The sequence below is a fragment of the Thalassospira sp. MIT121401 genome, assembly GCF_047125595.1.
In the GTDB taxonomy this organism is placed as follows: domain Bacteria; phylum Pseudomonadota; class Alphaproteobacteria; order Rhodospirillales; family Thalassospiraceae; genus Thalassospira; species Thalassospira povalilytica.
In genome coordinates this window covers 3,715,717-3,729,992 of record NZ_CP138926.1, presented here as the reverse complement: position 1 = coordinate 3,729,992, position 14,276 = coordinate 3,715,717, and the positions used below count along the sequence as shown (strand labels likewise).

At 55.2% G+C, this 14,276-nt stretch carries 13 protein-coding genes; 4 read left to right on the top strand and 9 right to left on the bottom strand.

Features of this window, described 5'->3' with window-relative positions; genetic code table 11:
• Nucleotides 1–24: 24 nt before the first annotated feature.
• Entirely contained in the window at nt 25–609 is a 585-nt protein-coding gene (locus SIB88_RS17225) for a PadR family transcriptional regulator (protein ID WP_068517533.1), read from the bottom strand.
• 397 nt (nt 610–1,006) lie between these two features.
• On the opposite strand from SIB88_RS17225, the gene SIB88_RS17220 reads away from it, so the two are divergent.
• From SIB88_RS17220 to SIB88_RS17210, 3 genes are all read left to right on the top strand, one after another.
• The gene (locus tag SIB88_RS17220; protein WP_412558656.1) at nt 1,007–2,464 is read left to right on the top strand and encodes a helix-turn-helix domain-containing protein; all 1,458 of its coding nucleotides are present in this window, start codon (nt 1,007–1,009) and stop codon (nt 2,462–2,464) included.
• Complete coding sequence (locus SIB88_RS17215) at nt 2,461–3,792, top strand: helix-turn-helix domain-containing protein (RefSeq protein WP_412558655.1); 1,332 nt, start codon at nt 2,461–2,463, stop codon at nt 3,790–3,792. The genes SIB88_RS17220 and SIB88_RS17215 overlap by 4 nt, the downstream gene beginning before the upstream one ends.
• Nucleotides 3,793–3,964: 172 nt before the next feature.
• Entirely contained in the window at nt 3,965–4,726 is a 762-nt protein-coding gene (locus SIB88_RS17210; RefSeq protein ID WP_412558654.1) for a methyltransferase family protein, read from the top strand.
• A 145-nt stretch (nt 4,727–4,871) separates the two neighbouring features.
• Here SIB88_RS17210 and SIB88_RS17205 read toward each other — a convergent pair whose 3' ends face one another.
• The 5 genes from SIB88_RS17205 to SIB88_RS17185 all read right to left on the bottom strand — a co-directional run bounded on the left by SIB88_RS17205 (nt 4,872) and on the right by SIB88_RS17185 (nt 8,899).
• Entirely contained in the window at nt 4,872–5,219 is a 348-nt protein-coding gene (locus tag SIB88_RS17205) for a hypothetical protein (RefSeq protein WP_412558653.1), read from the bottom strand.
• Between the two features lie 577 nt (nt 5,220–5,796).
• Entirely contained in the window at nt 5,797–6,588 is a 792-nt protein-coding gene (queE, locus tag SIB88_RS17200; protein ID WP_412558652.1) for a 7-carboxy-7-deazaguanine synthase QueE, read from the bottom strand.
• Complete coding sequence (gene queD / locus SIB88_RS17195; RefSeq protein WP_412558651.1) at nt 6,585–6,941, bottom strand: 6-carboxytetrahydropterin synthase QueD; 357 nt, start codon at nt 6,939–6,941, stop codon at nt 6,585–6,587. Before queD ends, queE begins: the two co-directional genes overlap by 4 nt.
• Before the next feature lie 89 nt (nt 6,942–7,030).
• Nucleotides 7,031–7,783: a 7-cyano-7-deazaguanine synthase QueC gene (queC, locus tag SIB88_RS17190; RefSeq protein WP_286889429.1), complete on the bottom strand. Its 753-nt coding sequence runs from the start codon at nt 7,781–7,783 to the stop codon at nt 7,031–7,033.
• 180 nt (nt 7,784–7,963) lie between these two features.
• Nucleotides 7,964–8,899, bottom strand: coding sequence for a class I SAM-dependent methyltransferase (locus SIB88_RS17185; protein ID WP_412558650.1), 936 nt, complete (start codon nt 8,897–8,899; stop codon nt 7,964–7,966).
• Nucleotides 8,900–9,041: 142 nt separating this feature from the next.
• Between SIB88_RS17185 and SIB88_RS17180 the strand changes: the two genes are divergently transcribed.
• Complete coding sequence (locus SIB88_RS17180) at nt 9,042–10,595, top strand: hypothetical protein (protein ID WP_412558649.1); 1,554 nt, start codon at nt 9,042–9,044, stop codon at nt 10,593–10,595.
• 100 nt (nt 10,596–10,695) lie between these two features.
• Here the strand turns inward: SIB88_RS17180 and SIB88_RS17175 are convergent, their stop codons facing one another.
• From SIB88_RS17175 to SIB88_RS17165, 3 genes are all read right to left on the bottom strand, one after another.
• Nucleotides 10,696–12,048, bottom strand: a complete 1,353-nt coding sequence (locus tag SIB88_RS17175; RefSeq protein ID WP_412558648.1) for a flagellin — start codon at nt 12,046–12,048, stop codon at nt 10,696–10,698.
• Nucleotides 12,049–12,393: 345 nt separating this feature from the next.
• Nucleotides 12,394–13,569, bottom strand: coding sequence for an HNH endonuclease (locus SIB88_RS17170; RefSeq protein WP_412558647.1), 1,176 nt, complete (start codon nt 13,567–13,569; stop codon nt 12,394–12,396).
• Nucleotides 13,566–14,276, bottom strand: a complete 711-nt coding sequence (locus tag SIB88_RS17165; protein ID WP_101247504.1) for a flagellar motor protein MotB — start codon at nt 14,274–14,276, stop codon at nt 13,566–13,568. The genes SIB88_RS17170 and SIB88_RS17165 overlap by 4 nt, the downstream gene beginning before the upstream one ends.

Here is a 14,276-nt window from a genome sequence, read left to right as displayed (position 1 = left end):
CTGTTTCCCGATCACATATGGCGATCAGGGTTTCCGCGCCTTGAAGTTTCGCAATTCATCAAGCAGGCCCTGTTTGTTTTCCCGGATGAATTTCAACGTCGCGTCGCACATCGCCTGTCCCAGTCCGGCAACAAAACAGCATCCCGGTTTGGGATTGCCATTTTCATCACGGCCATAAGTTGACGGGCTTCCTTGCTTGTCTTCGTTGTCCGGATCGATCTGGTGGCTCATCAATTCATGACGGGCGGCAAATTCATCAATCAGGGCTTCGGTCAATTCGATCGGCATTTCTTCGGCAAAGGTCAGCATGAACAGAATGTCCGAACGATAACGATCCTCTGCCGGGCGCGTTTGCAGCAGGGTACGCAGGAATGTCCGTCGGCCTTCCTGGGTCAGTTGATAGACCTTCTTGTCCGGGCGGTTTTCCTGTTCATGTTCGACAAACGTAACCAGGCCATCCTGCGTCAGTTTGGTCAGGGCCGGATAGATCGAGCCAAGGGATGCGATTTGAAAATGGCTGAAAGTGCCATCTTCGAACATCTTGCGAATTTCATATCCCGTTGCCTCGCCACCCATCAGGGCGCCCAGACAGAGTGTGCGTACGTCCATCTTCTGTTCTGTGTCCTTGTTTCTTCCCCCGGACTGATCACGACATGGCGGGGGAAGGTGCCAAAATCGTTATATCAGTCCGATATATGTCGGACTATCATATATCAGTTCGATACAGTCAATCGAATATGATAGAAATTTTTATGACACGGACTCTACCTGGACGATTGGTGCGGGCGATCTGTTACATAACAGGATCGCGCATCAACCGGCCGCATCGGGTCGGTGTCTGTTCGGGAATGTGACGCAAAGCGGTGTGCGATGCGTCCGTCTGTGCATAGTCGGACGCCTTTTGTGTCCGATTGTGTCTATTGAAACGATATAGTCGGTTTGTGCGGTAAGCTTGCGCCAAACCCGGATAACAGCAGACCGCAGCAAAGATCAGGAGCACACCGGAATGACCGGTTGGACGGAATATATAAGTATCACCGTGGCCGTCGTTGGATTGATACAGGCAGTTTTCCTGTGTCTTATTCTGCGTTCGGAAGGTGCGCGTGCCTTCGGGGCGAACCGCTGGATGATGATTTTCATCTTTGCGATTGCCTGCAACCTGATCGAAGACGTTATCGAACATTTTGTCTCCCCCGATGTCGATCGGGCGCTTGAACTGTTTTTCGGTCCGATCAATTTTGTCATCGCCCCGGCGATCTATCTTTATTTTCGCGAAATTTCGGGCAAGCCATCGCGGCGACCATGGATCCATGCGATTTTGCCGTTGGTGGTGTTTAACCTGATTGCCTGGATCATCACCCATGACGGCGGGCGGACCATTGCCCTTGATGGTGGCTATACGGTGCGGCAACTGATTGCCGTGTTCTGCTGGACGGCGATTTTTGTCCAGATATCACTTTATATTGCGCTGCTGTGGCGTGTCGCATGCCGCTATTTCCAGCAAACCCAGGAACAGCTCGGGGCTGACCGTGATCTGATGCGGCGCTGGATCGGGGTTATTCTTGGCGGTTTGACGCTTGTTTTTGTCACGGTCGCGATTGGCAAGATTGTGGGTCTTTATCTGCCGCGCAGTACCGAAATGTTCGGCACTGAAATGGCCTTTGTCGCGGTTCTGTTTGCCATGACATATGAAATCGCCACAAGGCCGGCCCTGTTTGTGATGGCTGACTGGCCATCTGACACCGATATCGATGATGCCGATGAAGGGCCGGTCATCATCCGTCAGGACCGCTTCTTGCGATCAAATCATCCTGATCCGGCTCCGGCATCGACACAGGTATCGGCATCGGCACCTGCATCGGCGCAGGGGCAGACAGCCCAAAAAACCGATGACCCGATCACCAGCCCAGCCACAAACCCGGTCACCAGTCCGGTGCGTCCGCTTCTTGACGAGGAGGGGCTGGCACGCGCCATTGCCCAGTTAACGGACATTCAAAATCGCGGTGACATATTGCTTGATCCGCTGGTTTCCCTGCCAAAGCTTGCGCGCGCGGTCGGGGTGACCCCAAATCAGCTGTCCTATGTTCTGAACCATCATATCGGGCAAAGCTTTTTTGATTTCGTCAATGCGGCGCGCATCGCCGAAGCGCGGTCTGTTTTGTTGCTCGAACCGGATCGCACCATTCTGGATATCGCGCTGAGTGTCGGGTTCAATTCGAAATCGACCTTCAATTTGGCCTTCAAGAAAATCACCGGCGAAACGCCAAGTGCATTTCGCGAAGCCGGGCGCGACAATGCTGTTGCGTCCCCCGCGGATCAGTCCCTCGATCAACCGGCTGATCAGCCAGCCGCGACCAAGATTGCCGCGTCACTGGCGCAAAAGGCAGCCGTGCTTGCCAATCCCGGTTCCGGCCCCAATCCCGGCAACGGGGACACAGCACAAGGTGCAGTTGGCAAATCATGAGCAACGGGGTGCTGGATTATCTTGATGTGACAATTGCCGTGGTCGGGCTGTTGCAGGGCGGGTTTTTGTGTCTTTTGCTCAGATCCGAAGGCGTGCGCGCACTTGCCGCCAACCGGTGGATGATGCTGTTTCTGTGTTGTCTGATGCTCAATCTTCTGGCCGATGTCGGCGACACATTCGGATCCGATCAGGTGCAGGACCTGATTGTTCTGTTTTTCTTTCCATCCAATTTCGTGATTGGTCCGGCGATCTATCTTTATTTCCGGGAACTGTCCGGGACCCCGGATCGTCGTGCGTGGGTGCATTTTGTTCCGGCCGCGGTAATTTTCAATCTGCTGGCCTGGCTGTTCACCATTGATGGTTTCGGGGCGGTTCCGGCAACAAACGAACAGTCGGTGATTGTCGAAACGGTCAAGGCGGTGTGCTGGCTGGCGATTTTTGCGCAGGCGGCGTTTTATATCCATCGCCTGTGGCGGTTGTCAGAAACCTATTTCCGTCAGACCCAGCAACAGCTTGGCGCAGACCGCCGGGCCATGCGGCGCTGGATTGCCGTTATTCTGGGCGGTGTTTGCCTGATTTTCGTGACCGTCCTGTTGAGCCGCATCATCGCGTTTTACATTCCGGAATCGATGGCAATGACCGGGACCGGCCTTGCCTTTGTGCTGGTTCTGTTTGCCATGACCTATGTGATTGCCACCAGACCGGCGCTGTTTGTCATGGCCGACTGGCCCGATGGTGACGCAGGCAAAACCGCATCTGCACGCGCAACCACACCAGCAATCCCCGCAACCACCGGCCGGGCACAAGCCGCATCGCCAAACCCGGTTAATAATCAGGGCGATGACGCCGGGGATGAGGTGCGTGACAGCCCGGATGCTGGCCTGCATGGTGGCCTGACTGGTGGACCGGAACGTGCGACGGCATCTGACGTCCGGCCGACACCTTTGGACGCCGCACGGTCGCTGCTTGATGATGACGGGGTGGAACGCGCACTTGCCAAGCTGGCCGATATCCGGGCACGGCGGGAATTGTTGCTTGATCCGCTGGTATCCTTGCCAAAGCTTGCCCGTGCGGTCGGGGTGTCACCCAATCAGCTTTCCTATGTTCTGAACCGGCATCTGGGGCAGAATTTCTTTGATTTCGTCAATCAGACCCGGATCGAAGAAGCCCGTGCAGTGCTTGTGCTGGAACCGGAAAGAACGATCCTTGATATCGCGCTGAGTGTCGGGTTCAATTCCAAATCGACCTTTAATCTGGCATTCCGGAAATTTACCGGCGAAACGCCAAGTGCGGTGCGCGAAGCTGCTTTGAACAACACCGCCGGATAACGCTGTCCGCCCGTCCCAAAAAGGCGGCGGTGGTTTTGGCGGGGAATTCGGCAATCAACGCCGTTGCCTGCGACCGAACCGGCATCCGAACGACCGGATACGCAGCACCGGACGCCAGATGGACCGGGCAGGGAATAGGGATTCTGTGTCACAAATTCACAGGAGCCCGCAAATGTCCCCGGTATCATTTTCTCCGGCATTATTTTCCCCGGTCACAACCGACGAGCGCGCACAAGCCTTGTCGTGCCAAACGCCATTGCCGTTACCACCCATTGCCCGCTGCGATGCCCATCACCGCGAAATGGCAAACCCGTCCGCCGGGGATGCCGATTTGCAACGTCTTCAGCGCCGGCGCAAAAACGTGATCCGGGTCGGGATTGGCGGGCTTTTGCTGCTTGTGTTGCTCAGCCGGTCTGTCCTACCGGTGGACAGTCCCGCCCATGACGGGGTCGAGGCCATCGGCCTTGCGGCCATTGCGATCTGTATCTTCGGACGGGGGTGGTGTTCGCTTTATATTGGCGGGCGCAAAAAGACCGAGTTGGTGACAACCGGCCCTTATTCGATATGTCGCAATCCGCTATATCTTTTCAGCATCATCGGCGCGTTTGGCATTGGTGCTCAGACCGGAAGCCTCGTGATCGCGATACTGTTTGCGATTTTGTGCTGGCTGGTATTTCGGGCGGTTGTCCTGCGCGAAGAGGCCCATCTTGCCGCCCGGTTCGGGGTTGCATTCACGCGCTATAAAAACCTTGTGCCGCGGTTTCGCCCGACCTGGCATCGCTGGCGTGACGAGGCCGATCTGTCGTGCCGGCCATCGCTTTTTTTGACGACCACGCGCGATGCGCTTTGGTTTTTGATGGCAATACCGGTGTTTGAAGGGATCAAGATTTTGCAGGATCACGGCTGGATCGTGCCGGTCATTCATGTGCCCTAGGGGGAGGCGGTTTTGGGCCGGTAAAGTCCGAAAACTCGGAAAAAGGCCAGAAATGACTGCGAAAAATCAGCCGGGATGCGCCGGGACGCGATGGCGCAGTTTTCAATGATGTCGATGGCGCGATAGGCAGCATCGTGCGGGCGCGTTACGCCGCGTCATTTTCGGGCAATCCGCCAAATGACTTGATCATCTTGTTGCGTTCATCTTCGCGTAGCGGATCGGAATCAAGGGCCAGGGCCGCCTCAAGATCGCGCGGACTGACCGTCAGGACCTTTTCGCCCTGATCCTGCTTTCCGGTCCGCTTTGTGTCGCCATCCGACCAAAGATGCAGATGGCATTCCAGTTTGATATAGCTGCGCGTTGCGGCCTCTGTATCAAGCTTTTCAAGTGTATCGACGTCATATTCACCCGCCGACAGCAATCCGTCATGGCAGGACAGATGGAACGGATGAAAGAACGTCACCGTGCGATGGGTTGTGCGGGTAATGCTCATGATCATGGCTCCTTCGAGCATCCGGAAGATGACCGCGTGCGGGGCTGATCTGGTTTTTATTGTGAATGCGCCCCCTTGCGGGCGATCAGGGTCCGGCAATGAAACCGGGTGCTGTGACCGTCCGGCTGCTCAAACCGTCGGGCTGATGATAAAGCACCTGCAAGACCCGCGCACCGTTCCGGCACAACCGGGCTTGCATATTATATATGGTATGGTGATTGCCAAAACGCAAATTGGCGCTGTGGTGTTGCCAAGCCAAAGCCAAGCCAAGCCAAGGCCAAGCTCCAAGCTAGGCCTGCACTCAACAAGTCCCAAGCAACGCCCCGCTGGGCCCACGCTTACGTCCACTCCCACTCCCACTCCCACTCCCACGCCCCAAGCACGATGCATCATGTACGATGCTGATGCCTCCGCCATCGTTTGCTGAGGTTCAGCAAGTGTCCCATGTGCCGTGTCTGTGTATCCAGTGCCGAGTGCCGAGTGACAGGTGCCAAGTGACAGATGCCGGGCTTGGCGTGCCGGGTGCGTTGTGCTCTTTCCGGGCACAGCACGCCCGTTACAAGTTGCCGACTTACACTTACACCCCGCGCAGATTGCCCCAGACATGGACATGCCATTGCGGCAGAACACGCACATCGAACCACTGGCGTCTGGCGATTTCATCGACCAGCCAGCGATAGCGTGCGGTCAGGTCCTTGATATCAACGCCGTCTTTGCCATCCGGATGCGGTTCGGCGGGGGTTGTGTTGACCGGCTGCACACAGACCGGAATACCAATGTGAAGGTTCCTCACATAATCGGCAAACATCAGGTCGGCCTCGTCACGGACCGGGAATTTCAACGTAATTGCCGGACCATCGAGCATCCCGCGTGACTGCGCGGCATCAATACATGCGGCCAGGGCATCGGCATCAAAACTGGTTGAGGCGCTGGGCGGTTTCGGGCTGATCGTCAGGTAATTCAGGTCGGCAAACCAGTCCTTGGCGATGCTGCCCTGGGTCTCGATGGCAAAGGTGAAGCCTTCCTGCTTGCCCATGGCAATCAGTGCGCCCAATGGCTGGATCGCCGGGTTGCCACCCGACAGGGTGATCAGGATCGGCTTGCCGCCCGAAAGTTTTTTGACGTCCTCAAGAACTTCGGTCGCGCTCATCGGTTTCCAGTCAGCCCGGAAGGCCGGATCAACCGCGTAAAGCGTATCGCACCAGGAACAGCGAAAATCACAGCCACCGGTGCGCACAAACACGGTCGGCACCCCGATCAGCGCGCCTTCGCCCTGAACAGTCGGGCCGAAAATCTCGGATATGCGGATTTTGCCGCGATGCTCGGCCGTGTCCGACATGGCTGCCAGATTGCGATCAATCACCGTCATGGACGATATTCCGCCCAGGTTTTCGGGGTTTCGGAAACCCGCACGGCGCTGACTTCGGGCCAGCGATCATGCGCCCATTCATAAAAGAACAGGGCAAGCTTTTCGGCGGTCGGGTGATCATGGCCCAGTACTTCGTTCAGGTGACGATGATCAAATTCATCATCAATCAGCCGTTTAAGCGGCCCAAGTTCGCGGTAATCGCGCACAAAGCCGCGGGCATCAAGGTTTGCGCCTTTAAGCTCGACCTCGACGATATAATTATGGCCATGCAGGCGCGAACAGGGATGATCGGCATCCAGTCCGGCCAGTTGGTGGCTGGCGGAAAAGGCGAATTGTTTGGTGATGGTGAACATCAATCTGTCTTTCATGGCGCGACAGGCCGGGTGCATGCCGGATGGAAATCCATCGGCGCAAGCCCGGTCAAATCACGGTATTTCGGGAATTATTCGGCGGCGTTATTGGATGCAGATGCCGTTTCATGTGCGGCAAGCTGACGCGCACGGTGATCGGCGCGGGCCTGTTTCCAGTAATCGCGATCGACATAAACGGTCGGGTCCTTGACCCCGGCCAGTTCAAGGGCCTCGCGCCGTTCGACACAGGTGCCGCAACGACCGCAATGGGTTTCCCCGCCCTTGTAGCATGACCAGGTCAGATCAACCGGCACGCCAAGCCGACCGGCTTCAAGCGCGATGTCGGCCTTGGACACATTCACAAACGGCGTATAAAGGGTGACGTCGCGAACCCCCTCAAGGGCGTGGTCCTGCATGGCCTGGAACGATTTGATGAAATCGGGACGGCAATCGGGATAGATAAAATGATCGCCGCCGTGAACGGCGGCGGCAACCGCATCGGCCCCGGCACTGGCCGCCGCCCCAAAGGCTACCGCCAGCATGATGGCATTGCGGTTGGGCACAACGGTGACGCGCATGGTTTCTTCGGCGTAATGGCCATCGGGCACGTCGATATCATCACTGGTCAGTGACGATCCGGTCAAAAGGGCACCAACCGGGGTCAGATCAACAATGTGATGTTTGACGCCAAGATCGCGTGCAGTGCGCGCAGCGAAATCGAGTTCCTTTTTATGGCGCTGGCCATAATCGAACGAAATCAGGGAATGCAAATTGTGCTCGGCCGCAACCTTGTAGGCCAGCGTGACGGAATCCAGTCCGCCAGAGCAGACGACAATCGTCTTCATAATCATATGTCTTTCGTGTTTTTAACCTGGTGCTACGACAGGGAAGCAATCATCGCTTCAGGGCGGGCATGTGCCATGATGGCCGCCAAAAGGCAAGCAAAAATCACCGCATGCAACCATGCGTTTGGCGCAGGAATGCTGTGATTTTGGCCTTGTCATGTGATGGGAGGCGGGTGTCTGTCAGGCCCGCTTGCCACTAAGCACATGAAAACAAATCGGAACCTGAAAATGGCCGTCTTCGATATAGGGTGAAAGTGTTTCAAACATCGCCGCATCAATCGCGCCGCGGTCCATATCCGATGCATCGCGCAGCACATTGCCAAACAGCATGTCCATTTGCGGTTTCCAGAACGGGACCTTTTCGGGGATGCGTCCGGCCGGGCTGCGGGTGGTGGCGGTAATGCCGGTAAAGCCCGCCGTTTCCATCCGGTCCATGGATTGATCGATATTGCCAAACGAAAACGGATCAAGCCCGGCCTGATCAAACCCGATGCCCAGAATATTGCCCAGAACCGCATCCATCGCGGCAAAAAGCGGGTTATCAACCATCGGTGCCCACACCATGTAAACCGCCCGCCCGCCGGGCCGCAACACCCGGTGGCTTTCCCGCAATGCCCGGTCGGGATCATTGCAAAACATCACGCCAAACCGACAGGACACCACATCAAAGCTTTGATCGGAAAATGGCAGATTTTCCATATCCGCCGGGATCACGGAAATATTGGCGATGCCGTCTTCTTCTGCGCGCGCGGCCAGCCCGTCACACATTTCAGGCACGATATCGGATGCGGTTACATGCCCTGATGCGTGGGGTGTGTTAGCGCTAACATCATTGATATTCGACGGTCCTGCGTCATTCGCGGCCCCGCCATCCGTCGTCGTTTCGCCGGTCAGTGCCGCGAGTGCACGGGCAAAGGAAAAGGCCGGTTCCCCAACCCCGGATGCCAGATCAAGCACATCAAGCAGCGCACCACCGCGCAACCGCGCCAGGGTCTCGAGATCTGCCGCCTCGATCATATGGCGGTTTATTTTCTCGGCCGCCGGGGCAAGCCGGTCCGCCCAGTTGATCCAGTCAGAAGAAAGGTGCTGCCAGGTGTTCGGGGAATTGTTGGTCATGTCGATCCGGTCTTTTTCTGATTGTGGTTTTGACAATAGGGTCAAATCCTGCCGGACGCAAAGCCTGCAACGGGATTTTTGTGCCCTCACAAGCATTTCGCCTGTCCGTCGATAAATGGTTCGCAGCGATGGCAGGTAACAGATGGGTCAGGTACAAGAGGATGGTTTCAATATCTGGAGAATGGCCGGATCGATCATTCTGATCGCGCTGACAAGCGCCTTTTATTTCGGCTTTGTGATTACGCTTTTTGCCGGATTTACTGCCGATATTCAGCGCGATGCACTGCGCCGGGAATTGGGGGCATCGTCCCCGGGGACGCTGGAACGGCTGGTGCTTCAGGCCTATCACGAGGCCGTCGCCCTTGAGGAACAGGCAAGATTGCGCGCCAGCATCCGCGAACTTGACGCCCGCGCCCTTCAGGACACACGCAACGGCCTGATCATGCAAAAGGACGCTGTACTTGCCTGGTGGGAAGCCTTTGACGGCTATTCCCGACTGGCCGCGACCGTGACAAAACACCGGGCGTCCTTTGACAGCGACTTCACTGCGGTCTTTTCCGATGTCATGAATTCCGCCTATCAACTGGTGTCGGACCAGAAATCGGCCGTCACCATGGACGGGGCGCCCACACCGCAAAACAGGGCCAGTAGTAGCGCCATTGCCGGGAATGCCGGCAATCCTTTTGCTGCTGGTGGTGCTTCTGATGCGGGTGGCGTTGGCATTGGCGTTGGTGGTGCTGATAGTGCGGGCAGTGCCGATCAATCCGGCGGCGATGTGGCACCACCGGATTTTCTGGTCGATGAAATCACAACCGACACAACGCGCCAGGCCGAGGCCGCCGAAGTGATGGCCAGTTTGCATGTGCTGCTTGATAAGCCGAAATTTACCAAGGATGCCTCACCGGCCCTTGTCGAACAGGTCAATCTGCAAGTCGATGCCATTCGCGCCGCGATGATCCGTTATGACGAGAAAAATGCCCGCGCACAGGTCGAATGGGCAAATATTCATTCGGAAAACCGGCATGTGGCACTTTTGCGCAAAAGTCTGGAAAACGAGCTTGAAGAAACACAGGCGCAATTCATCCATCAAGGTGATGATCTGCGTCTTGAAATGCAGTCGCTTGTCGCGCTGTTTCAACATCCGGTCGGGCGTATCCTGTCCTATCTGATCCAGCTTCCGACCATCATGCTGACCTTGCTGGTCACCGTGGCCGCAGGCGGGCTTGGTGCGGTGGTGGCCTTTACCCGGCAGAATTTCGGCCGCCCGATCGGGCCATATCCCGCCGGTTCTGGTGCGGTGCCGGATGACGGTATTCATGATGCAAATACCCGTAATCCTGATGCCCTAACTGCCAATACGGGCCGAACGGATATGCAAAGACAGGGCTGGACACATCTGGGGGAACGGGTGTTGCCCGCCGCCCGATTGTTTGTCATGGCCGGAGAAGGCATAGCAGCCGCCATGGCCATTTTCCTGTGTGCGGAGGCCGGGATGCTGATGGTCAGCCAGGGCGGACCGGATGGTACCGGACAGATTGATATCAGCCCGTTTCTGGTGACCTTCATGGCGTTTGTTTCGGGCTTTATGGCCGAGGATGCCTTTGCGCGCATCCAGTTTGCCGGCAAAAAGATCTTTCGCATGCCCGGTGACGAAGGCAATCACGACCCCAAAAATCCCGATGCACCAACGCCATAAGGCAAAAGAAAACCGGCGTGCAATGACGCCGGTTGAAGTTTCGTTGGATAAATGCAGGCACGCTTTAGCGGGGCGAGAAACCGGTCGAAAAACGGCGCGATCAGCCTTGCAGCAGGCGCAAAAGATTTTGCGGCATCTGGTTGGCCTGGGCCAGCATGGCAACGCCGGACTGCACCAGGATCTGCTTTGATGTGAAGATCGTCATTTCGGCTGCGACATCCAGATCAAGCAGGGTGGAACGGGCTTCTTCGACATTTTCAAGCATGGTGGCAAGGTTCTGCCCCGCGAAATCAAGCCGGTTCTGATAGGTGCCGACATTGGCACGCGCGCGTTGCAGATCGTCAATCGCACGGGTGACGACCTCGACCGCGTTCTGGGCCGATGCCGCGGTTGAAATGGCATTGACGCCAAGATCATCAAGCCCGTCTTCGGTGCCGGCCGCCCCGGTGCCAAGGGCCGCACTGTCAACCGACTGAAACGAGATCGCCAAGCGGTCATTGGACGTATTGCCCGCCCCGATCTGGAACGAGATATTGGCCGGCAGTTTCTGTCCGTTATCGGCCAGCATGCGCACGGTGCTGTTATCGCCGGGCGTCGCACCGCCGCCAATCACCTGTGCGGTGGCAAAACCGTCCGCCCCGGCCCCGTCGGAACCAAGGGTGATGGTGTTGGCGATGATGGTGCTGATATTGTTGTTAAGATCAAAGCTTAACCCCAGCTCGTCAAAGGTCAGTGTTGTCTTTTCACCGGCCGACAGGGCCTTGGTCCCGCCGGTGGCAAAATCGGTGACATCAATGCTTTGCACCCGGTCATTCACGCCATCAATCGTCGTGATGACATTGATCAGTGCCGAATTCCCGACCTTGACGAAATGAAGCTTGAATGAGTTGTCATTGACACCGTTACTGTTGGCATCCGTCGCCCAGTAATTGTTGTCGGTAATCGCAATGCCATCAAACCCGTTGGCCGGCGAAATATCTTCGCCCTGGTTGCCCGAATTCAGGTTGGCATAGTCAAGCGACACATCGCCGCCATCGCCCAGCAACTGAATGCCGTTGAAATTGGTCGAGGACGAGATACGGTCGATTTCGTCACGCAGCTGGGTGAATTCGTCATTGAGAAAGCCGCGTTCGGTATCGGACAGGTTGCCCGACGATGCCTGCACCGCAAGCGTCTTCATCCGCACCAGAATATCGTCAATGGTCGCCATGCCGCCATCGGCGATCTGCAACATCGAATTGGCCTGACCGACATTGACGGTGGCGGTTTTAAGGGCCTGGGCCGTGGCATTCAGGCGCGCGCCAATTGCCATCGAAGCCGCATCATCACGCGCGGAAACCACACGCGTTCCCGAAGAAAGTTTGGCAAGCGAACGGGTTGCCGCAGCATCGGACGCCGTAAGGTTCCGATGGGCAAGGTTCGCCGCATAGTTTGATATTATATTCAAAGCCATGACGCAGTTCCTACCTGAACAAGCAAGGCGTAAAGAAGATTACGATAAATAACGTGCAACGCCCTACATGAGCGTTTTTGCATCTAGACCCTACGTGACTTTGTTCGGGAATACAAGTGTATAGTATTTCAAAAGTACCAGTATAAGGTTTTGATTTTTAATGATTTAATTCAGGACTATTCTTGAGTGTAGGCCGCGTGAAATCCATATTCCCCCAAAAAAAACCGGTGACCATGGTCACCGGTCTTGTGTTTTGCAGAAGGTGGTCTGTCAGGGGAGATGATCTGGAGGAACCATCGTGCGGTGGTACAGGTTCCCAGATGTGCACAGACTTCATTCTTCGCGTCATTTTTTTAGTTTTGAGACGATCGCGAAAATCTCTTCCAAGTATACTGTATGGGTGGGGGATGTTTTCACCCGGTCCACTCCAGATACTTTCATTTTATAGTCTTCGTGAGAGGTGATTTTCTGATCTAGAAATGTCGCGAGCATCGTTTTGCGCAAAATTCCCTTGGACGGTTCGACATCTGGATGATTATTCGCGATTTTTGTACGGAGATTTATCAGCTCCTGGCGCACTTCAGCCACTGATGCTGACTGACGGGCTGCCCTCGGCGCAGCTTTTCGGCTTGCGGAGGAATGCTTCGGCTTCTTTCTTGAGCCGGGTTTAGAGTTCCGTCTAAGGTCTGTAATTGTTGAACGCACTTCAGGCTTGACGTGCATGTGTTTGTGCATTGGTTGTTCAGCATGGCAGAGTGCACAGAGTACTTCGAGGTTTGACGGAGAGTTGTCGCCCCGTACACCGTTCTTGTGATGCACGTGAAGCAGTTTTCTGTTCTCCGGCGCAGAGCAATCAACGTGACATGATTGGCAAGTCCAGCCTGTCTTTCTTCTTAGCTCTGCAGAGAGATCCTGCCAGTCATCAGAGTAACCAATAGGAGGAGCTGTAACGTCGCTATATTTTGGTTTCGACTTGAAGAGCGAACGGTATTCTTCGAAGAACTCCGCGATGTCAAAATTGGCGACTAACTCGTTTCGGGCACGTTGCTGCAAGCTGTTGTAGTTTTTGTAGTTCAGTTTCTTCATACAGTTCTTGCAAGCATGAAGATCTGCTTGGACGCGTCCCTTTCTGGGAGGATAGTCTTCTTCAAACTCTACATTGAACGTGCCAGATGTATTGGATGTGACTACGTATCGATCAAATCTTCCCTGGCCACGCATTTTGTCGAGTGTTGAACACTCTGCGACGTGAAATTTCGGGGAGTTTTCCGGTTCGTTTAGCAGTGTGTATTCTGATCGTCTCGGTTGAAGAATGTAAAGTAGAACTTGCTCTCCTTTGTAGGTCAGAAGACCAAGCGGTCCAGTTTCTACTTCTTCGATATTAACTTCGAGACTTTGCCAGAGTATCTGACGAATATCAGGTGCCGCAAGTTTTGCTGCATTGCTTGACCATTTGATAGCGGTAGCACCCATCCTACGAACGAGGGCATCAAGTTCCGGAAATTTGATGTCTAGTTTCATTCGCTTGCCTGCAGGATATTCACGATCTTCTGTTCAGCATTGGTTCTTACGCGGAACTCTACACGCCGGGACAAGTCGGCGAGTTCTTCACCTTGTTCATCCAAAATTGGATTGCTTGACGAGAGGCCATTCGCGGTGATGTTCGCTATCGCCCAAGTCCGGTATGCCGCGATCTCGGGAAGTTCGAGCACGAACTGCAGGACAGATCGTGTTCTGCCTTGCGACAGTTCCATGTTCTTGAAATAGGCGTCGATTGGGCTCGTTGCTCCGTTCCATGCAGAGGAAGTATGACCTTCGATGCGTACCTCCGCTAACTCGTTTCGGTATTGGTCGAGCACAGCTAGGTAGCGCGGGAAGAAGTCCCGCAGGATGTCTTTGAATTGATCGTTTAATACAGCCTCACCCGATGAGAACAGAACACTTGGTTCCTTGAACCGGATAGACAGAGTTTCTCGATCTAGCGAGGCATCCCACTTGGGAAGATCGTCTGAAAACTCCTCGCTGAGGTCATTATACAGCGCGTTCTGCGTCTCGTTCCAAGTGACGGCAATAGCCTCGATACGCTCTTTCTCGGTGACGATATCTTTCATGTAACTAATAGCGATGAAAAGGAAAACCACCATAAGTCCAGCCATCAGGTCTGAAACGGAGATCCAATGGTCTTCGTCGTTTTGACGGCGATTTTGGAAAAGATGATTGATTGCCAT